Source organism: Rhodoferax sp. WC2427 (assembly GCF_040822085.1).
In the GTDB taxonomy this organism is placed as follows: Bacteria; Pseudomonadota; Gammaproteobacteria; order Burkholderiales; family Burkholderiaceae_C; genus Rhodoferax_B.
Genome location: NZ_CP162006.1, coordinates 2,655,618 through 2,674,194 on the forward strand (window position 1 = coordinate 2,655,618; position 18,577 = coordinate 2,674,194).

18 protein-coding genes, 2 tRNA genes and 2 riboswitches are annotated in these 18,577 nt (G+C 64.5%); of the genes, 11 read left to right on the forward strand and 9 right to left on the reverse strand.

All coding sequences use genetic code 11. The features are described from left to right. Positions 1-57: 57 nt before the first annotated feature. A complete protein-coding gene (locus tag AB3G31_RS12470; RefSeq protein ID WP_367846405.1) occupies positions 58-678 on the forward strand; it encodes a DUF1294 domain-containing protein in 621 nt (206 codons plus the stop codon). A gap of 225 nt (positions 679-903) precedes the next feature. On the opposite strand, the gene AB3G31_RS12475 is transcribed toward AB3G31_RS12470, so the two are convergent. Continuing rightward, positions 904-3,252 carry a YgiQ family radical SAM protein gene (locus tag AB3G31_RS12475; protein ID WP_367846406.1) on the reverse strand — a complete coding sequence of 783 codons (2,349 nt, stop codon included), beginning with the start codon at positions 3,250-3,252 and terminating at the stop codon, positions 904-906. Between the two features lie 239 nt (positions 3,253-3,491). On the opposite strand from AB3G31_RS12475, the gene AB3G31_RS12480 reads away from it, so the two are divergent. Then, complete coding sequence (locus tag AB3G31_RS12480; RefSeq protein ID WP_367846407.1) at positions 3,492-4,823, forward strand: HD-GYP domain-containing protein; 1,332 nt, start codon at positions 3,492-3,494, stop codon at positions 4,821-4,823. A gap of 59 nt (positions 4,824-4,882) precedes the next feature. Here AB3G31_RS12480 and AB3G31_RS12485 read toward each other — a convergent pair whose 3' ends face one another. Continuing rightward, positions 4,883-6,040: an acyl-CoA dehydrogenase family protein gene (locus AB3G31_RS12485; protein WP_367846408.1), complete on the reverse strand. Its 1,158-nt coding sequence runs from the start codon at positions 6,038-6,040 to the stop codon at positions 4,883-4,885. A 138-nt stretch (positions 6,041-6,178) separates the two neighbouring features. Between AB3G31_RS12485 and AB3G31_RS12490 the strand changes: the two genes are divergently transcribed. After that, complete coding sequence (locus AB3G31_RS12490) at positions 6,179-6,775, forward strand: chromate transporter (protein WP_367846409.1); 597 nt, start codon at positions 6,179-6,181, stop codon at positions 6,773-6,775. Next, complete coding sequence (locus AB3G31_RS12495) at positions 6,772-7,356, forward strand: chromate transporter (RefSeq protein WP_367846410.1); 585 nt, start codon at positions 6,772-6,774, stop codon at positions 7,354-7,356. The genes AB3G31_RS12490 and AB3G31_RS12495 overlap by 4 nt, the downstream gene beginning before the upstream one ends. Before the next feature lie 16 nt (positions 7,357-7,372). Here AB3G31_RS12495 and AB3G31_RS12500 read toward each other — a convergent pair whose 3' ends face one another. Together AB3G31_RS12500 and AB3G31_RS12505 are read right to left on the reverse strand one after the other, a co-directional pair. After that, on the reverse strand, positions 7,373-7,969 hold the full coding sequence (locus AB3G31_RS12500; protein ID WP_367846411.1) for a hypothetical protein: 597 nt from the start codon (positions 7,967-7,969) through the stop codon (positions 7,373-7,375). Positions 7,970-8,082: 113 nt separating this feature from the next. Continuing rightward, positions 8,083-8,637 (reverse strand): ABC transporter ATP-binding protein, encoded by a 555-nt coding sequence (locus AB3G31_RS12505; RefSeq protein ID WP_367846412.1) that lies wholly within the window; start codon positions 8,635-8,637, stop codon positions 8,083-8,085. A gap of 202 nt (positions 8,638-8,839) precedes the next feature. Next, a riboswitch (TPP riboswitch) is annotated at positions 8,840-8,958 on the forward strand. Positions 8,959-9,027: 69 nt separating this feature from the next. Between AB3G31_RS12505 and AB3G31_RS12510 the strand changes: the two genes are divergently transcribed. Then, complete coding sequence (locus AB3G31_RS12510) at positions 9,028-10,317, forward strand: cytosine permease (RefSeq protein ID WP_367846413.1); 1,290 nt, start codon at positions 9,028-9,030, stop codon at positions 10,315-10,317. 35 nt (positions 10,318-10,352) lie between these two features. Here the strand turns inward: AB3G31_RS12510 and thiD are convergent, their stop codons facing one another. Further along, complete coding sequence (gene thiD / locus AB3G31_RS12515) at positions 10,353-11,210, reverse strand: bifunctional hydroxymethylpyrimidine kinase/phosphomethylpyrimidine kinase (protein ID WP_367846414.1); 858 nt, start codon at positions 11,208-11,210, stop codon at positions 10,353-10,355. Positions 11,211-11,251: 41 nt separating this feature from the next. Further along, positions 11,252-11,359, forward strand: a riboswitch (TPP riboswitch). Between the two features lie 79 nt (positions 11,360-11,438). Here thiD and AB3G31_RS12520 point away from each other — a divergent pair. From AB3G31_RS12520 to AB3G31_RS12545, 6 genes are all read left to right on the forward strand, one after another. Beyond that, the gene (locus tag AB3G31_RS12520) at positions 11,439-12,464 is read left to right on the forward strand and encodes an FAD-dependent oxidoreductase (protein WP_367850341.1); all 1,026 of its coding nucleotides are present in this window, start codon (positions 11,439-11,441) and stop codon (positions 12,462-12,464) included. After that, the gene (thiS, locus tag AB3G31_RS12525; RefSeq protein ID WP_367846415.1) at positions 12,461-12,658 is read left to right on the forward strand and encodes a sulfur carrier protein ThiS; all 198 of its coding nucleotides are present in this window, start codon (positions 12,461-12,463) and stop codon (positions 12,656-12,658) included. The genes AB3G31_RS12520 and thiS overlap by 4 nt, the downstream gene beginning before the upstream one ends. Before the next feature lie 3 nt (positions 12,659-12,661). Continuing rightward, positions 12,662-13,462 (forward strand): thiazole synthase, encoded by an 801-nt coding sequence (locus tag AB3G31_RS12530; protein WP_367846416.1) that lies wholly within the window; start codon positions 12,662-12,664, stop codon positions 13,460-13,462. Between the two features lie 38 nt (positions 13,463-13,500). Beyond that, the gene (locus tag AB3G31_RS12535; RefSeq protein ID WP_367850342.1) at positions 13,501-14,331 is read left to right on the forward strand and encodes a thiamine phosphate synthase; all 831 of its coding nucleotides are present in this window, start codon (positions 13,501-13,503) and stop codon (positions 14,329-14,331) included. 31 nt (positions 14,332-14,362) lie between these two features. Continuing rightward, a tRNA-Asn gene (locus tag AB3G31_RS12540) sits at positions 14,363-14,438 on the forward strand. 118 nt (positions 14,439-14,556) lie between these two features. Then, a tRNA-Asn gene (locus AB3G31_RS12545) sits at positions 14,557-14,632 on the forward strand. Here AB3G31_RS12545 and AB3G31_RS12550 read toward each other — a convergent pair. The 4 genes from AB3G31_RS12550 to AB3G31_RS12565 all read right to left on the reverse strand — a co-directional run bounded on the left by AB3G31_RS12550 (position 14,591) and on the right by AB3G31_RS12565 (position 18,371). Continuing rightward, a complete protein-coding gene (locus tag AB3G31_RS12550) occupies positions 14,591-16,168 on the reverse strand; it encodes a recombinase family protein (protein WP_367850343.1) in 1,578 nt (525 codons plus the stop codon). The two genes, AB3G31_RS12545 and AB3G31_RS12550, sit on opposite strands and share 42 nt — an antisense overlap. Further along, positions 16,165-16,482, reverse strand: coding sequence for a hypothetical protein (locus tag AB3G31_RS12555; protein WP_367846417.1), 318 nt, complete (start codon positions 16,480-16,482; stop codon positions 16,165-16,167). Before AB3G31_RS12555 ends, AB3G31_RS12550 begins: the two co-directional genes overlap by 4 nt. A gap of 457 nt (positions 16,483-16,939) precedes the next feature. After that, on the reverse strand, positions 16,940-17,965 hold the full coding sequence (locus tag AB3G31_RS12560; RefSeq protein WP_367846418.1) for a tyrosine-type recombinase/integrase: 1,026 nt from the start codon (positions 17,963-17,965) through the stop codon (positions 16,940-16,942). After that, positions 17,955-18,371, reverse strand: coding sequence for a hypothetical protein (locus AB3G31_RS12565; protein WP_367846419.1), 417 nt, complete (start codon positions 18,369-18,371; stop codon positions 17,955-17,957). Before AB3G31_RS12565 ends, AB3G31_RS12560 begins: the two co-directional genes overlap by 11 nt. Positions 18,372-18,577: the final 206 nt, after the last annotated feature.

Below are 18,577 nucleotides of genomic sequence, written 5' to 3' on the forward strand. Positions count from 1 at the left end.
TATACACGGCAGAGTACAGGGCCAGAATTCCATCTCGGTACACATTGGAGTGACGAGATGAAAAAGAAGGGAAAGATCCACCAGTGGAACACCACGCGGGGCATGGGGCTGATCCGCAGCCCTAGAACTGGACACGACATCTTCTTCCACATCAAGGATTACCGGGGGTCGACGGCTCCACGCGAAGGTGAAACGGTGTGGTTTGACGAGGTTACCTCGCGCCACTCCAGGCCCCGCGCCATCGAAGTCAGCACCGTCAGCGGCAACGCCGATGTGCATTCCAATCGGCCGCGCCGCTACATCGGGCGCAGGTCCAATACCCGCTCATTTGTGCTGCTGCTTTTTCTGTGGGTTGTTTTGGGGGCCTGGGGGGTGTGGAGTTACCGCCTGCCACTGTGGTTGATGGCGGCCGTGCTGGCCGTGAATGTGCTCACCGTGCTGCTCTACGCCAGAGACCCGCAGGGCACCCGCAACCGCGGTTGGCGCCCTTCGGAATCCCTCCTGCACTTGCTCAGCCTGCTCGGCGGCTGGCCGGGCGCGGGCCTGGCGCAAACCATTCTGCGCTACCGCTCCCACAAGCCGTCGTTCGCCACCCGGTACTGGGGCACGGTGGCGCTGCATTTCGCGATGCTGCTGGGCTGGCTGTTTTGGTTGCAAGCACAGTTGGCTGGCTACTGAGTGGCAGCCCATCCAGGTGAAGGGCATGCATACTGCCTAAATAACAGGCAGCGCAAGCTTTCTCTTTTAAAAACAACGGCTTAACGTTGTCATACAAATAAAGTACAGAGTTACCCCCAAAGTTATCCAGTGCCGACGGGGAGAACTTTGCCGGACACGGCCCCGGTGAACTACTATCAAAAAAATAGCTTCTCACGCTTATGGAATAAGCGTGGAAGCCACTTTTTATACCTTGGACTTGTAGGCCGGCCGGGCGGGTTTGGCCGACTTGCCCGAGCCGTTGTCGCGCGGCGGCAGGCCGGTATGTTGCGTCAGCAGGCGGCCCTTGGTCACGGGCGACGCCTTGGTGGTTACCGTGGTGGAGTTTTTCTTGCGCGCGCTCTCATAGCCGCCATCCGTCATCGGCTGGTAGGTGGGGATGAGGTGGTGCTTGCCGTTGCCGATCAGGTCGGCGCGGCCCATGGTTTTCAGGGCTTCGCGCAGCAGCGGCCAGTTGTTGGCATCGTGGTAGCGCAAAAAGGCCTTGTGCAGGCGGCGGCGGCGGTCGCCCCGCACGATGTCCACGGTTTCGCTGTCGCGGGTGATCTTGCGCAGCGGGTTCTTGCCGCTGTGGTACATGGTGGTGGCGGTGGCCATGGGCGAGGGGTAGAAGGTCTGCACCTGGTCGGCACGGAAACCGTTCTTCTTCAACCACAGCGCCAGGTTCATCATGTCTTCGTCGCTGGTGCCGGGGTGGGCGGCGATGAAGTACGGGATCAGGTACTGCTTCTTGCCCGCTTCCAGGCTGAACTTTTCAAACAGCGTCTTGAACTTGTCGTAGCTGCCAATGCCGGGCTTCATCATCTTGGTCAGCGGGCCCTGCTCGGTGTGCTCAGGCGCGATCTTCAGGTAGCCGCCCACGTGGTGGGTTACCAGCTCTTTGACGTACTCGGGGCTTTGCACGGCCAGGTCGTAGCGCAGGCCGGAGCCGATCAAAATCTTCTTGATGCCCTTGAGCGCGCGGGCGCGGCGGTAGATCTTGATCAGCGGGTCGTGGTTGGTGCCCAGGTTGGAGCAGATGCCGGGGTAGACGCAGCTGGGCTTGCGGCAGGCCGCCTCGATCTCGGGCGATTTGCAGCCCAGGCGGTACATATTGGCCGTGGGGCCGCCCAGGTCGGAGATGGTGCCGGTGAAGCCCTTGACCTTGTCGCGGATGTCTTCCACCTCTTTGATGATGGACTCCTCCGACCGGCTCTGGATGATGCGGCCCTCGTGCTCGGTGATGGAGCAAAAGGTACAGCCGCCAAAGCAGCCGCGCATGATGTTGACGCTGAAGCGGATCATCTCCCAGGCGGGAATCTTGGTGGTGCCGTCATGGCTGCCGTTCTCGTCGGCGTAGGCCGGGTGCGGGCTGCGGGCATACGGCAGGTCGAACACGGTGTCCATCTCGGCGGTGGTCAGCGGAATGGGGGGCGGGTTGATCCACACGTCGCGGGCGGTCACGCCCTCGCCGTGGGCCTGTACCAGGGCACGGGCGTTGCCGGGGTTGGTTTCCAGGTGCAGCACGCGGTTGGCATGGGCGTAGAGCACCGGGTCGGCCTTGACCTGCTCGTACGACGGCAGGCGGATGACCGAGCGGTCGCGCGCGGGCACCTTGATCTTGGCCAGCTCGCGGGCTTGGGAGCGGGCCAGGGCATCGCCCAGCGACGGGCTCATCTTGACCACGGCTTCGGCAGGCAGGCCCTGCGGATTGGCGTCGTCCTTGGAGCAGCTGGTGCCCTGCTCTGCCGCCTGCTCGGAGGTGGTCTGGTAGGGGTTGATGTGCGATTCGACACGGCCCGGCGCGTCTACCGAGGTGGAGTTGATCTCGGTCCAGTCGCGCCCGGTGGGGTCGTCGCTGCGGCGGATGAAGGCGGTGCCGCGCACGTCGGTGATGCTCTGCACCGGCTCCTTGGCGGCCAGGCGGTGCGCCACCTCGACGATGGCGCGCTCGGCGTTGCCGTACAGCAGCAGGTCGCACTTGGCATCCACCACCACGCTGCGGCGCACCTTGTCGGACCAGTAGTCGTAGTGCGCAATGCGGCGCAGCGAGCCTTCAATGCCGCCCAGCACGATGGGCACGTCTTTATAGGCTTCGCGGCAGCGCTGGCTGTAGACGATGGCGGCGCGGTCGGGGCGCTTGCCGCCGATGTCGCCCGCGGTATAGGCATCGTCACTGCGGATCTTGCGGTCGGCGGTGTAGCGGTTGATCATCGAATCCATGTTGCCCGAGGTCACCCCGAAGAACAGATTCGGCTTGCCCAGCGCCTTGAACGGGTCGGCGCTTTGCCAATCCGGCTGGGCGATGATGCCCACGCGAAAGCCCTGCATCTCCAGCATGCGGCCGATCACCGACATGCCAAAGCTGGGGTGGTCTACATAGGCATCGCCGGTGACGATGATCACGTCGCAGCTGTCCCAGCCCAGCTTGTCCATCTCGGCGCGGCTCATCGGCAAAAACTTGGATGTGCCAAAACGGGCCGCCCAGTACTTGCGGTAGCTGGTCAGCGGCTTGGCGGCGCGCGCGAAAAAGGAAACGTCGACGGGGGCGTTCATTCAGGGGGCTTTGTTGGGATTAACCCGCGATTTTAAGGGCTGGGGCGCTTTTGCGCACAATGTGTTTGCCAACAGCCCCAGCAAAAGCCGGTGTATGGCCGCGCCATCCGTGCCACGGACGCCGCCATTTCACGCCCAAATACCACCCGCATTCGGGGCATCAAATCGGTGTTTTCAGGGGGTGATGGCGCCCGTTTTTGTATGCTCCGGCCAGGATCGTCTGTGTTACAAACATAGTTATGTCTGAGACCGTGACCGACTCCCAATACTTCACCAGGGCGGTGTCGCAACTGAGCCCGGGGCGGGGCATGCAGACCAACCGCCCCGTGATGGGCGCGCAGGGCATCAAGATCCTGGACAAAGGGGCCAAAATCACCCCGCGGCTGTACGAACGCCTGGTGCAGCACCACCCGACCACCCCGCTGGACGATGCCATCGACATCGAGGACTCCGTCAACGGCAAGAACTTGCGCGCCGTCGGCGAAGAGTTGCTGGACAGTAACCTGGTGTTCTCGCGCATGGCCGAAGCCCCCCAGGACCGCAAGCTGCTGCTCGACTGCCTGGAAGCCGTGCCGCTGCCGCCCGCCGTCGTCTTTCAGCTGACCGTGGTGCGCGATGTACACCCCGGCCAGTTCCGCTACCTTGTAGCCACCGCACTCACAGCGGTGTGGCTGGGCAACCGCCCGCTGGCGCTGCGCAACGACCTGGTGATGCTGGCCGCCGCCGGATTGCTGCACGACCTGGGCATGATGCACATCGACCCCGTGTTGCTGGAACCCAGCGCTGCAATCAGCCCCGAGCAACGCCGCCAGCTGTACTCGCACCCGTTGGTATCGGTGTTGCTGCTGGAGCGCCACGCGGAGTACCGTGCCGAGATGTTGCGCGCCATACGCGAACACCATGAGGTGCTGGACGGCTCTGGCTACCCCGCCGGGCTGGCGGCTACATCCGTCGGGGCCTGGGGCCGGATCGTGTCGCTGGCGCAGGTGGTGGCGGCGCTGGTACGGCCGGGCCGCAGCCACGCCCTGTTGCGCTTGTCGGTGCTGTTGCGCACCAACCGCCACCGCTATGACACGGTGCTGATCAACCGCATGCTGCCGCTGCTGCAGCGGCCCGACGACAACGCGCCCGAGGCCGACGGCATCGATAACCCGGTGGCCGATCCGGTGCGCCACCTCAAGGCGATTTACCAGACGCTGCTGGGCTGGCCCGCGGCCCTGGCGCAGGACACCCGCTGGTCGGCGGCGCGGCGTGGCGGCATGGTGTTCATAGGCGAGCGCTGTGCACGCATCCACCGCACCATTCTGGAGTCAGGCGTGGCCCCCGACCAGCTGCAAAGCCTGGACGCCGATGCCATCAGTGGGCTGCTGTCCGACGAACTCTCGCTGATCACCCGCGAACTGGCCTGGCAACTGCGCGCCGTGAAGCTCGAAGCCCGCCGCCGCTGGAACGCCGCCGCCCACGAGAAGCTGCCGGACAGCCTGGCGGCATGGGCGCACAAGGTGGAGGCCGTGTGTGCCGATCTGGTCGACCGCACCACCGCGGCCGCGGTGCAGACCGAAAAAATTTAAGCCAAATGGGCCTCCAGCGCTTATTCCATCAGCGTAACAAGCTCCTGAATCAATAGCAATCAGCCCAGTCCCATGGACCGGGTAATCACTTCTTTCATGATCTCGTTGGTGCCGCCGTAGATGCGCTGCACCCGGGCATCGGCGTAGGCACGGGTGATGGGGTATTCCCACATGTAGCCGTAGCCGCCGAAGAGCTGCAAGCACTGGTCCATCACCTTGCACTGCAGGTCGGTGGTCCAGTACTTGGCCATGCTGGCGGTGGCGGTGTCCAGGCGGTCCTGCAGCAGCAGCTCGGTGCAGCGGTCGATGAACACCTGCGCCACCTGCACCTCGGTCTGCAGCTCGGCCAGGGTAAAGCGGGTGTTCTGGAAGCTGGCCACCGGCTGGCCAAACACCTTGCGTTCCTTCACGTAGGCCACGGTCCAGCCAATGGCCGCCTGGGCCGCCGCCACGGCGGTGATGGCAATCTGCAGGCGCTCCCAGGGCAACTGTTCCATCAGGCAGATGAAGCCCCGGTTTTCATGCAGGCTGCCGCCCAGCAGTTGCTCCGGGCCTAAATGCACATTGTCAAAAAACAGCTCGGCGGTGTCTTGCGCCTTCATGCCCAGCTTCTTCAGGCGCTTGCCCACAGTAAAGCCGGGCATGCCGCGTTCCACCAGGAACAGGCTGGTGCCCTTGGCCCCGGCGGCCGGGTTGGTCTTGGCCACCACCACCACCAGGTCGGCGTGCCAGCCATTGGTGATGAAAGTCTTGCTGCCGTTGAGGCGGTAGCTGCCATCCGCTTGCTGGAGGGCGGTGGACTGGATGCCCTGCAGGTCCGACCCGGCGGACGGTTCGCTCATGGCGATCGCGCCCACCATGGCCCCGCTGGCCATCTGCGGCAGGTATTTGGCTTTTTGCGCGGGCGTGGCGTAGTGCAGCAGGTACGGGGCCACGATTTCATTGTGCAGGCTGTAGCCGATGCCGGTAATGCCCGCGCGGGCCAGTTCCTCGATCTGCACCACCGAATACAGCTTGTCGGCCCCCGAGCCACCCCATTCTTCAGGCATGGACGGGCACAGGAAACCGTTGGCCCCGGCCTTGTGCCAGACGTTGCGGTCCACGTAGCCCTGCTCTTCCCAGGCGGCGTGGAAGGGCACGATCTCCTTGTCGACAAAACGGCGAAAGCTGTCACGAAAAGCCTCGTGGTCGGGGCCAAAAAGAGTGCGTTCAATCATGCGGATAGGGGGGGCAGGTGGAAGACCCGGCCAATGTACCGTAGCGCACCACAATGGGGCCACCGCGTAAGCCCTGCGTGCCTGGCCCGCGTCCTCCATTTGGAGGACAAACGCGGGTGCCGTGGCGATAATCCGGGCATGCATCCACCGTCCACCACAACACCCCCCTTCTCCGCCTCCGCGCCGCAACAGCCCCAATCCCCCACCGATCTTTTCCTGTCCTTCACCTGGCTGGCCCTGCAGGGCTTTGGGGGGGTGCTGGGCGTGGTGCAGCGCGAAATGGTAGAGAAAAAGCGCTGGCTGACCCAAGAAGAGTTTCTCGAGGACTGGGCCGTGGCGCAGATCATGCCCGGCCCAAATGTGCTGAACCTGTCGGTGATGCTGGGCGACCGCCATTTCGGCCTGCGCGGGGCGCTGGCGGCCGCCACGGGCCTGCTGGCCCTGCCGCTGCTGGTGGTGCTGGCGCTGGCCCTGGTGTACGCCCAGTACGCCGAGCACCCGGCGGTCATCGGTGCCCTGCGCGGCATGGGCGCGGTGGCGGCGGGCCTGATCAGCGCCACCGGCCTGCGCCTGCTGCGGGCCGTACGCCGCCACGTGATGGGCGTGCCCCTGTGCGCGGTGCTGGGCGTGCTGAGCTTTGTGCCCATCGCACTGCTGCACTGGCCGCTGGCCTACGTGCTGCTGGTCGTCGGCGGCCTGGCCTGCGTGCAAACCTACCGCAAGCTGGCACCATGAGCAGCCTGCACAGCATCGCCATGCAGGGGCAGGACTGGCTGGCCCTGTGGTGGCATTTCACTTCGCTGTCGCTGCTGGCCGTGGGCGGCGCGATCACCGCGGCACCCGACATGCACCGTTTTCTGGTCGAGCAGCAGCACTGGCTGACCAATGAGCAGTTCAATACCTCCATCGCCATCGCCCAGGCCGCGCCGGGGCCGAATATTTTGTTCATCGCCCTGCTGGGCTGGAACGTGGGGCTGAATGCCGGTGGCTATGGTGCGGCCCTGCTGGGCATGGCCTGCACCATGCTGGGCATCCTGGTGCCCAGCACCACGCTGATGTGGTTATCCACCCGCTGGGGCCACCGCAACCGCGAGCTGCGCGCGGTGCGGGCCTTCAAACAAGGCATGGCCCCGATCGTGATTGCGCTGATGCTGGCCACCGGCTGGCTGCTGTCGAGTGCCCAGCACGGGCCCGAGCGCGACTGGCCGCTGTGGCTGCTGACGGGCCTCAGCGCCCTGGTGGTCTGGCGCACCAAGGTCCATATCTTGTGGCTGCTGGCCATCGGCGCGGCGCTGGGCGCGGCAGGCTGGGTGTGAAAACCAGCCCACGCGCCTAGAAGCGCAGCCGGTAGTACACCATCGGTCGGCCCCGGCTGAGGCGCAGCACCACCTTTTCGTTTGGGTTGAGCTGCAGGCCCAGCGCCCCACCCAGTTCAAACTGGATGCCGCGCGCACTGGCGGCGCTGAACTGCATCTCCAGCCGGGTGTTGTAGTTCAGGGGATTGGCCATTTGGCTGGTCACGCCCAACGTCGGGTCGGGCCAGGCACCCAGGTGCTGCCACACGCCGATGCGCACGCGCCCCTGGCCCGCGTCGGCAGACCGCCAGTGCAGGCCCAGGTCCAGACCGCTGGGCGCCGTACGCGTATCGCCCGCCAGGCTTTGGCGCGGGGCTGTGAAACCCATCCCCAGGCCAATGCCCGCCTGGGGCGCGGGGCCGGACCAGCCGGTGACGGTCAAACGGGAATCCAGCCGTGGATCGGCGCGTTGCAGGCTGGGTGCCGACAGCGTGGCAATCTCCAGCTGCGGGGCCGTTGCGGTAGCGGGATCGGCCTCTTGGGCCAGCACCCATCCGTCGCAACACACCAAAGCCAGCGCAACACCGTAGCGTGGCGTCCAAAGTGATTCAGGGCGAAAAGCGGCTACAGGCATGGCGACACACCCTCCAAGATATGTCTGTATTGTGCGGCAATGCCTCGGATTTTTCAGCCCATAAGGTGCAAAAAGCACACCGCCAGCGCCCTTTCAGGGTGCCGGACCGGTGCTTAAAACTCTTTGACCAGTGAGTAGGTCAGCCCGGCCGTCCCCAGCATGTCGATCTGGGCGTTCCAGCCGCCGCCAAAGCGCCAGCCCACCGCGGGCACGATGGCGGGCGAGAAGCCTTTGTAGTTCAGCGGCACCTTGTGGTTGTAGGGCGGTTTGTAGCCGTACAAAATGCCTGCGGACCACTTCAAATACACCTGGGGCTGGCTATCAAAGACGTTGTAGTAGCTCTTGCCCAGGTACAGGTAGCCGCTTTCCTGGCCAAACGAGTTGCTGAACAGCGCCAGGCCGTAAAAGCTGTTGTCGATGGTGGATTCGCGTTCCAGACCGGCCAGATGGACCGGACGGTGTTCTGGGTTGTAGCTGAAATGGGTGGTGTACGGGCTGAGTTCCAGCCGCCAGCGGTACGGCACGGCGGGTGCTTCGGCCGACGCCGTATCGGGAGCGGTGGCCGTTTGGGCCATGGCACTGCAGGCCAGGCCCAGCAAGGCGCAAGCGGCAAAAATGGCTGAAGCGGCTGAAGCGACAAAAGGCCGGGGGGTCAAAAAAACATCCATGGGGTGTTGAAAGAATAGGTTGGCTGGGGAGATGCAAGGCCGTCATCCATCGCGGATGCACACGAACCGCGTACCTGGCTGGCGAGCATTGTAACGCTACGGTTTTAATAGCTGGTTACGCCCATGCTGCCTGCACCAGGGCCTGATTTTGTGTTTAGTTGTAAGCCGCTGCGCTAGAATCCGCCCACCCCGCAGCAGTGCGGGGTTTCGCTAGGGGTGTTGCGGCTTTGGAACCTGTTGTGGTTGTGGGCCTGCGACTGAGAAAAACCCTTTGAACCTGATTGAGGTAATCCTCGCGCAGGGAAGCAAGTTCTTCCACGGCGGCCTTCTCCGGCCACACCCACCGTGCGGTTCAAGCCACCCTGCCTGCATTTTGCATGGAGCAAATGAATGGCATATTCACCGATTTTTCACAACGAAGCCCTGACGCCGATCCCGGCCGCAGGCCGTGTTTTCAGTGGGGCGGCGCATGCTGCCCTGTGGTTCAGCCTGGGCGTGGGCCTGCTGGTGATGCAGATCGGCGCCTACCTGGTGCCCGCCGTGGGCACGCAGCAGGCGCTGCTGGCCATCGTGCTGGGCTCGGTGCTGGGGGCGGGGCTGCTGGCCTGGGTGGCGCGCATCGCCTGCGACAGCGGGCTGTCCAGCGCCGGGCTGATGCATGCCACCTTTGGCAGCGGTTTTGCCCGGTTGCCGGTGCTGCTGAACATCGTGCAGCTGGTGGGCTGGACCACGTTTGAGCTGGTCATCATGCGCGACGGCACTGCCGCCATTGCCCAGCACAGCCTGGGCTGGAACCTCAGCGGCAGCCAGGGTGTGCTGCTGACCACTCTGCTGTGGGGCGCGGTGCTGACCGCCTTGATGGCGGCGTCCATGCTGACCCTGGTGCGCAAGTTCATTGGCCGCTTTGGCCTACCGCTGGTGGTGCTGTCGCTGCTGTGGCTGAGCTGGCAGTTCGCCCAGAAGCTGCTGGCCGCCGACGCGCCCGCCTTCTGGCGCCGCCCGGGCGACGGCAGCATGGGCCTGCTGTCGGCCATGGACCTGGTGATTGCCATGCCGGTGTCGTGGCTGCCACTGGTGGCCGACTACGCCCGCCACGGCCGCAGCGGCAAATCGGCCATGGCCGGCACCTGGCTGGGCTACGCGCTGGCCAATATCTGGTGCTACGCGCTGGGCGTGGTGGTGGTGACGGTGGCCGCACCGGGCACTGACCTGGTCACCGCGCTGCTGCTGGCCCAGGGCGGGCTGCTGGCGCTGGGGCTGATCTTGTTTGACGAAATCGACAACGCCTATGGCGACGTGTACTCGGGCGCGGTATCGGCCCACAGCCTGCACCCCAAGCTGAGCATCCGCCGCTGGGGCCTGCTGCTGGCCATGGGCTGTACTGCGCTGGCGCTGGTGCTGCCCATCCACAGCCTGGAGCCGTTTTTGCTGATGCTGAGCTCGGTGTTCGTGCCGCTGTTCGGCGTGATTCTGGGCCGCCTGGGCAGCCATGCCACCGCCTCGGTGCAGCGCCTGGTGGAGCCGCTGGCCGCCGCGCTGTGGCTGGCCGGCATCGCTCTGTACCACCTGCTGGCCACCTACGCACCGCAGTTCGGCGCGGCCCTGCCCACGCTGGCCGTGGTGTACCTGGCGGCCTGGGTGAGCCGCCCGCTGCGGATTACTTACGCACTACAAAAATAGTAGCTACTCACGCTTATGGAATAAGCGCTAGCGGCTTATTTCTTATAAATTTCTCCGGCGAGCACCTGCATAGCCACAGGCGCAAAGCCGTGGTTCAACGGGCCCTGGCCGTGGCCGGTGTGCACCTGGGCCCCGCCGCGGATCGCCCCCAGGATGTAACTGCGTGCCAGCCCCACCGCCTCGGGCAAGGCCTGGCCCTGCGCCAGGTACACCGCGATGGCGGACGACAGCGTACAGCCGGTGCCGTGGCCGTTGTGGGTGGCAATGCGCACCGACTCCCAGCGCTGGCGCGTGCCATCGGCCAGGCCCAGTACATCGACCACCGCACTGCCCGGCAGATGGCCGCCCTTGACCAGCACCGCCTGCGCACCCAGCGCCAGCAGGTCGGCCACGGCGGGCTCCAGTGCGGCGGCATCTTCCACGCTGCGGCCCAGCAGCAAGGCGGCCTCGTCCAGATTCGGCGTAACCACCGTGGCGCGGGGAAACAGCTGGTCTACCAGCACCTGCACCGTTTCGCGGGCCATCAGCCGGTCGCCGCTGGTGGCCACCATCACCGGGTCGAGCACCACTTTTTGGAGCTGGTAGTGGTCGATGGCCCAGGCCACTACTTCCACCATTTCGGGGGAATGCAGCATGCCGATCTTCACCGCATCCACGCCAATGTCGTCCAGCACGGCCTGCAGCTGGGCTTTCAGGAAAGCGGGGGGTACAGGGTGGATGGCGGTGACGCCCCGGGTGTTTTGCGCAGTAAGTGCGGCCAGCGCCGTCATGCCATAGCAGCCCAGGGCGCTGAAGGTCTTCAGGTCGGCCTGGATACCGGCGCCGCCGCCGCTGTCGGACCCGGCGATGGACAGCAGGCGCAGGTAGCGGGGGGAGCTTGGTGGGTAGGTCATGCGGAAATTATCGGCGAGCGAATGTGATGTAATTCATGCTGCGGATGAAACAGGGGTGTCTGGCTACTGCAATTGCGGCGGCAGGACTGAGAAAGACCCTCATACCCGATCCAGGTAATACTGGCGTGGGAAGATTTCCATCAACGACTGAGCCTCGTTTTGTCCTGCCTTGAATAGGACTTTCACGTGGCTACCAGCCTCTCCACCACCATCCTCGGCGCGGGCCTGATGGGCCGCCTGCTGGCCCTGGCACTGGCACGCGCGGGCCACACGGTGCAGGTGTTTGAAGCCGGGGGGCCCGAGGCAGAAGGCGCAGCCGCCCGGGTGGCCGCCGCCATGCTGGCCCCGCTGGCCGAGTCGGCCATCACCGAATCCAGCGTGGTCCAAATGGGCCAGCACGGGCTGCGGCGCTGGCCGGAGCTGATCGCGCAACTCGACGCGCCGGTGTTTTTCCAGCAAAACGGCACGTTGATCCTGTGGCACCGGCAAGACGCGGCCGAGGCCACACGCTTTGGCCACCAACTGACGGCCACGCGCCAGCAGTTGCCCAGCCTGCCCGCGCCCCAGGCAGTGGATGCCACCGCCATCGCGCAATTGGAGCCCAGCGTCGGCACCCGCTTCGCCCAGGGCCTGTACCTGCCCGGTGAAGGCCAGTTGGACAACCGCCAACTGCTGGCCGCACTGCTGCTGCAGCTGCAAAAACACCAGGTTGTGATGCACTGGCACACCCCACGCGCGCCCCAGGATTGCCAGGCCGACTGGGTCTTTGACTGCCGGGGGCTGGGCGCACGCGACCACTGGCCGGGCCTGCGCGCCGTGCGCGGCGAGGTGCTGCGCCTGCATGCGCCGGGCGTGGAGCTGCGCCGCCCGGTACGCCTGGTGCACCCGCGCTATCCGCTGTATATCGCGCCCAAAGAAGACCACGTGTTCGTGGTGGGCGCCACCGAAATCGAATCCGACGATATGTCGCCCATGAGCGTGCGCTCCAGCCTGGAGCTGCTCAGCGCGGCCTACAGCGTGCACCCCGGCTTTGGCGAGGCGCGCATTCTGGAATCCAGCACCCAGTGCCGCCCCACCCTGCCCAACAACCTGCCCGCCATCCGCCAGCTCGGCGCCCGCGTGCTGCAAATCAATGGCCTGTACCGGCACGGTTTTCTGATCGCCCCGGCCATGCTGGACGCGACCTTGGAATTTATGGAAAACGGGCACTCTGTGCTGGCGCAGCAATGGGGTCTTGCTATAGAAACCGTATGAACGTCCTGATCAACAACCTCCCCCACACCCTGCCCACCGGGGCCACCCTGGCCGACGCGGTGGCGCTGCTGCAGGCCCGGCCGCCGTTTGCCGCCGCCGTCAACAAAAGCTTTGTGCCGCGCGCGCAGTACCCGCAGACCGCCCTCACAGAGGCCGACCGCATCGAAATCATCCACCCCGTCACTGGCGGCTGAAACATGACACACGACCCCCTCATCCTCTACGGCGAAACGTTTGCCAGCCGCCTGCTGCTGGGCACCTCGCGCTACCCCTCGCCCAGCATTTTGGGCAACGCCATTGCCCGCGCCCGGCCCGCCATGCTGACCGCATCGCTGCGCCGCCAGAACCTGGACCACCCGGAAGCGCACAGCAACGGCTTCTGGGACCTGCTGCGCCAGACCGGCGTACCGGTACTGCCCAACACCGCCGGGTGCCATGGCCTGCAGGAAGCCATCACCACCGCCCACATGGCCCGCGAGGTGTTCGACACGCCGTGGATCAAGCTGGAGCTGATCGGCGACGACTACACCCTGCAACCCGACACCCTGAACCTGGTGGAGGCCGCCAGCCGCCTGGTGAAAGACGGCTTCAAGGTGCTGCCCTACTGCACCGAAGACCTGGTGCTGTGCCAGCGGCTGGTGGACGTGGGCTGCCAGGCCGTGATGCCCTGGGCCGCGCCCATCGGCACCGGCAAGGGGCCCATCAACCCCTACGCCATGCAGGTGCTGCGCGAGCGGCTCAGCGTGCCGCTGCTGGTCGATGCCGGGCTGGGCCGCCCCTCGCACGCCTGCCAGGTGATGGAGTGGGGCTATGACGCGGTGCTGCTGAACACGGCCGTCGCCCTGGCCCAGGACCCGGTGTTGATGGCCGGAGCCTTTGCCGACGCCGTGCAGGCCGGGCGCAATGCCTTTCTGGGCGGCGCCATGCTGGAGCAGCAAGCCGCCCAGCCCAGCACCCCGGTGCTCGGCACGCCGTTTTGGCACCACGCGCAGGAATAAACCCCATGCCCCACGACATCCCCACGCGCTATGCCGATATGGCCCTGCCTGCCACGGACGAAGCCCTTCGCCTCAGTGCCTGCCTGCAGCTTGGCTTCATCCCCGCCGATGCCGCCTGCATCGCCCAGGCCTGGCAGGCGCAAATTGCGCGGAACGGCAACGGAACCGACTGGCCCGACCAGCCGCAAGATTTCGGCCTGCGCCCCTGGCCGCGCATGCAGGCCTTTGCGCCCTGCCCGCAGCAACTCGGCCTGTACGCCGTGCTGCCCGATGCCGCCTGGGTCGGCCGCATGGCACGCGCCGGTGTGCCCACGGTGCAGCTGCGCTTCAAATCGGATGACCCGCAGGCTATCGCCCGCGAAGTCGCTGCCGCCGTGGCTGCCGTACAGGGCACGCCCGCCCTGCTGTTCATCAACGACCACTGGCAGGCCGCTGTCGACGCCGGAGCCTACGGCGTGCACCTGGGCCAGGAAGACCTGGACCTGCTGCTGCCGGTCGATCTGGATGCCATCCGCACCGCAGGCCTGCGCCTGGGTGTCAGCACCCACGGCTACGCCGAGATGCTGCGCGCCGACCGCGTCAGCCCCAGCTACATCGCCCTGGGTGCCGTGTTCCCCACCACGCTCAAACGCATGGCCACCGCCCCCCAAGGCACGGCCCGGCTGGCCGCCTACGCCAGGCTGCTGCGCAACTACCCGCTGGTCGCCATCGGCGGCATCGATGCCGATCGCTTGCCCGAGGTGCTGGCCAGCGGCGTGGGCTCGATTGGCGTGGTGCGGGCGCTGACCGCCGCGGCCAACCCCGAGCGTGCCGCCACCGAATTGCACCAGACTATCCAGAAGTTTTTGGCCTGCGCACAGAAACGGTGAATTCCCACGCTATAATTTGAGGCTGCAATATTCCTCGATAGCTCAGTTGGTAGAGCGCCGGACTGTTAATCCGTAGGTCCCTGGTTCGAGCCCAGGTCGAGGAGCCAAAATTTCAAAATGGGCTTACGCCAACCGTAGGCCCTTTTTATTTCAGTTAATGTGAAACAACTTTCATGGCTCGGGGTGCCCTGCACCCGAGTCCATAAAAGCTAAAAGTAAACGTATTCCTCGATAGCTCAGTTGGTAGAGCGCCGGACTGTTAATCCGTAGGTCCCTGGTTCGAGCCCAGGTCGAGGAGCCACCGAACCCCACTATGAACCGTCGGGTTCACACTGCGTAGGAGAGCATCCTCGCGGTATTCCACCACCACCGACGTGTTGCTGACAGTGATCAGCTGCACGAAAGTGCCCATCAGCACCCGCAGCTGCTTGGGATCGGGACAAGCCCGTATCACCTTCTGAATTGTTTCCACTGCCAGTTCTGGATCGATGTCCACCAGGCGGTAGTCTGGTGCTTCGCATGTTTCCAGGTCGTTCAGCGATGCCTCCAGGGCCTTGATGTTTTCTTGGAGCACGTTCAGGCGCTCCATGGTGGCGGGCAAATTCGGGGTGTTTTTACCCAAGGTTTCCACCACTTCATACAGCTTGTCGCGTTTTCCCTCGGCTTCGCGCAGTCCCTTGACCATGGTGCGGCGGCGCACGTCGCGCTCTTGGGCCCACTTTCCGCCGTTCGCCTTGATTTCATCGACCACTTTTTGCACCACGGTGGTGGTCAGCACCCGGCCCAGCAGCTCATTCACCATCCAGGCATCAAAGGCCTCGGCTGGCGCTGCCTTCAAAAAACACCGTGGCTTACCGGTTTTGTGCGCCAGACAGGCGTAATAGCTGTACACCACGCCCTTGCGGCCTGTGCCATTGCGGATCTGCAGCTGCGTGTCGCAAATGCCGCACTTGAGCAGGCCGCTGAAGCCAAAACAGCTTTTGGGCGTTCCGCCGACTTCGTGGGGGGTTCTGTCTTTCATCATGGCCTGCACCTTTTCAAAATCTTCTTTGCTGACGATGGCCGGATGGCTGGCCACGCTGACAACTTCCGCCGCGGGCTTGGCCTGCCTGCCCTTTTTGCGCATCTGGTTAAACAGCCGTTCTCCCATGTAGCTCGGGTTTTTCAAGATCGTCGTGACCGCGTTTTTGCCCCAGGCCTTGCCGTTGCGTAGCAGCCCTGTGCTATTCATGCGCAGGGCAATGGCCTGGGATCCCATCTTTTCAGCCAGCGCCAGGTCAAACATCCTTGCCACGATGGCAGATTCTTCAGGGTGAGGGGCCAGCTTGGACCGCTTGCCCACCTTTTCCACCTGGTAACCGAACGGTGCCCGCCCGCCGACAAAAAAACCTTCCCGCGACGACGTGATCATGGACCGCAGGGTGTCGCGCGAGACGTTGCGGGAATACACCTCGTCCATCATCCCGGTCATCACGCTGAGCATCCAGCCCGCGTCGGTTTCCAGATCCATGTCCTGGTGCACGTACGCGGCCTTGGTGCCCCAATCGCGCAGCTGGTTGGTGTTCTTCAGCGCGTCTTCCAGGTTGCGGCCAAACCGCGACGTGCTCCAGCAGATGAAATGGCTGATCTTGTGGGCTGCGCAATAGGCCAGGGCCTGCTGGAAGCCAGGCCGCCGGTCGTTGGTTCCGGTCTTGCCTTCGTCCCGGAATATCTCCACCACATCCACTTCCAGCGCCTTGGCTTTCACCCGACATTGCTCGATCTGGCTATCCATCGACACGCCGTCGTCTGCCTGCCGTTTGGTGCTGACCCGGGCATAAATAACGGCACGCTTCATGGTGTGATCCTACCGGGGCGGGCGAGTCGGTATATGTGACTTACGCTGATTTCCTCACCAAGGTCCTTCTTGACTTTTCGGCGGATTTCATCAATCGGCAGGCCCATGGCGCCCAGGGCTTCGATGAAGCGATTGCGCTGAAACCGCTGGTAGCTGGAGAAGCGCCGCATCCGGATGGTCAGGCCGTCGTCGCTGTGCAGGTCGCGCTGCATGTCCATGATCCGCCACACGGCCAGGGCATTGTCGAAGCCGATCGCCGCCGTGATCTCCAGCCACCAGCGGGGCATGCCCATCGCCGCGAACTCGGCCACCAAGGCCGCTTCCCTCGCGTCGGACATTGGCGAACCCGATCCGGCGAAATTTGCGAATTTTTCAGAATCGCAGTTAGCGACTTTGGCCGGGGTGCATTCATCCAGGTACCCACCCCCCCGCCGGGGAAGGGGGGGAGAGGGCTGCCGGGCCCCCACCCCCTCGTCCGGAGGCAGCAGATCGAGCTGTGACCACACGCGTGCAGGTGTGGCACTGCGCCTATGCCCCATGGTTTGCACTCCCCGTAGCCAGGGCCGTGCCTGCATTGACTGCGCTTTCTGACAGTACACGCAGTGGACCCCTGGCGAGTCTGGTCGTTCTAAGGGATGTTTTGGAGAGCGGTGCAACTGCGCCCTGCGTCGTCGGGGATGGGGTTAAAGGCATGGTGCGATAAGAGGAATTGGGTAACCGTGTGGTGGGTTCGGGCATGGGTCAGGCCTGGCAGGGGATGGGGTCAGGGGATCAGCGGGGCAAGCGCTTGAGCAGCTCGCTCACCGGCGTTTTCATCTTGGCCAAGGGGGCGGCCTTGTCCATCGTGGCGGTCTTCTTGCGCATGGCCAGGTGGGTGTAGATGCTGGTGCTCTTGGGGTCCACGTGGCCCATCAGGTCTTGCACCTGCAGGGTGGGCGTGTCGTCCTCGGTCAGCTCGGTCCCAAACAGGTGGCGCATGGCATGGGGGTGCAGTTCCCCAGCGGGGATGCCCAGGCGCTTGCCGTAGCGCTTGATCAGGTCGTTGACCGCCTTGCGCGTGAGGCGGCGCTTCTCGCCGATGTGCTCATGGGCCTGCAGCCTGGTGCTGCGCACCGACACGAACAGCACCTTGTCGGCCCGCCCTCCCCGGCCCGTGGTGTCGCGGTCGATGGCCGCCAGATCCTCGTGGCCCAGGTACACCTGCAGCAGCATGGCCGCCTCGCGTGGCACCGGCATGCGGCGCTCGGCCTCGCCCTTTTCGGTGGTGCGGATGGTCAGCCTGGGCTCGCGCTCCAGCTCAATGGTCTGCAGGTCGCCCTCGTTCAGCCGGGTCAGGCCCGACACCCGCAGGCCGCAGCCGATCAGCAGGCTGAGCATGGTGGCATCGCGGATCCCGATGAACGTGCCCATGTCGGGGGCCCACATCAGCTTTTCGGCATTGGTCAGCGAGATGGTGCGCGGCAGCGGTCTGCCCGTCTTGGGGTGCACCAGGGCCTTGCCGGGGTCTTGCGCCACCTGGTGGATGGACTGCAGCCAGGCATAAAAGCCCCGCACCGCCGAAATGTAGGGCTTGCGGCTGCGGGCAATCACGCCCTTTTTGTGCAGCCACAGCCCGCAAAACAGCTGCAGATCCTCGGCGCTGGCATCCACCAGCAGCTTGCCGGCCAAGAACTCCTGCAGACGCTTCAGCGCCGCGCGGTAGGTCTCGATGGTGCGCACCAAGCGGCCCCGGTCGATCTCGATATATGCCAACCACGCATCAATCGCCTGGTCGTCTGCCCATTTTTCAGCGGCCATTGCGAACCTTTTCCCAAAGGGCATAGGCATTTTTACCCGTGGAACGTGGATTCCCGTGGATAGAACTGCAAGTTGTTGATTTGTAAAGGCTTGTTGCCCACGGGTTGCCCTTTTCATCCACGGAATAGCTACTCTTTTGATAGCTAACCCGTGGATGCCAAATTTCGGCTTTTAAAAACCCGTGGATGGCCGCTTTTGCCCATGCCGTCCCTCTCTCTCTCTTTTTTACCAATGAAAAGAGAGATAGAGAGAGGGTCAACGACACAAAACCGCCAAAACCAACCCGTGGAAAGACCATGGCAACCCGTGGATAAAACAGGCCAACCCGTGGAATCTGCAACGAACCCGTGGGGGCATTTTTCTTACAACCACGCGGGGTAACAAGGTTACAGAGGGGTGTATCCACGGGTTCTTGGCGCACTCTCCGACCCCCGGCGAAGGTTTTGGCTATCGGTTGCCCCCCTGATCCTTCCAGGCATCCCCATCCGGGGCCGGTTTTCCTTGGGTGGGGGGTACGGGGGGGCCAGGGGGAACGATGCGCGGGCGGCATCAATCCACCAGTCGCTGCGCGATGGGCCGTGGAGCGCGCCTGGCGGCGCTGTGGGGCTTTGC

Bases quoted from the DNA above. Each gene is read 5' to 3' on its own strand.
- AB3G31_RS12470 (WP_367846405.1), top strand. From the start codon at position 58: ATGAAAAAGAAGGGAAAGATCCACCAGTGGAACACCACGCGGGGCATG.
- AB3G31_RS12475 (WP_367846406.1), bottom strand. From the start codon at position 3,252: ATGAACGCCCCCGTCGACGTTTCCTTTTTCGCGCGCGCCGCCAAGCCG.
- AB3G31_RS12480 (WP_367846407.1), top strand. From the start codon at position 3,492: ATGTCTGAGACCGTGACCGACTCCCAATACTTCACCAGGGCGGTGTCG.
- AB3G31_RS12485 (WP_367846408.1), bottom strand. From the start codon at position 6,040: ATGATTGAACGCACTCTTTTTGGCCCCGACCACGAGGCTTTTCGTGAC.
- AB3G31_RS12490 (WP_367846409.1), top strand. From the start codon at position 6,179: ATGCATCCACCGTCCACCACAACACCCCCCTTCTCCGCCTCCGCGCCG.
- AB3G31_RS12495 (WP_367846410.1), top strand. From the start codon at position 6,772: ATGAGCAGCCTGCACAGCATCGCCATGCAGGGGCAGGACTGGCTGGCC.
- AB3G31_RS12500 (WP_367846411.1), bottom strand. From the start codon at position 7,969: ATGCCTGTAGCCGCTTTTCGCCCTGAATCACTTTGGACGCCACGCTAC.
- AB3G31_RS12505 (WP_367846412.1), bottom strand. From the start codon at position 8,637: ATGGATGTTTTTTTGACCCCCCGGCCTTTTGTCGCTTCAGCCGCTTCA.
- AB3G31_RS12510 (WP_367846413.1), top strand. From the start codon at position 9,028: ATGGCATATTCACCGATTTTTCACAACGAAGCCCTGACGCCGATCCCG.
- thiD (WP_367846414.1), bottom strand. From the start codon at position 11,210: ATGACCTACCCACCAAGCTCCCCCCGCTACCTGCGCCTGCTGTCCATC.
- AB3G31_RS12520 (WP_367850341.1), top strand. From the start codon at position 11,439: ATGGGCCGCCTGCTGGCCCTGGCACTGGCACGCGCGGGCCACACGGTG.
- thiS (WP_367846415.1), top strand. From the start codon at position 12,461: ATGAACGTCCTGATCAACAACCTCCCCCACACCCTGCCCACCGGGGCC.
- AB3G31_RS12530 (WP_367846416.1), top strand. From the start codon at position 12,662: ATGACACACGACCCCCTCATCCTCTACGGCGAAACGTTTGCCAGCCGC.
- AB3G31_RS12535 (WP_367850342.1), top strand. From the start codon at position 13,501: ATGGCCCTGCCTGCCACGGACGAAGCCCTTCGCCTCAGTGCCTGCCTG.
- AB3G31_RS12550 (WP_367850343.1), bottom strand. From the start codon at position 16,168: ATGAAGCGTGCCGTTATTTATGCCCGGGTCAGCACCAAACGGCAGGCA.
- AB3G31_RS12560 (WP_367846418.1), bottom strand. From the start codon at position 17,965: ATGGCCGCTGAAAAATGGGCAGACGACCAGGCGATTGATGCGTGGTTG.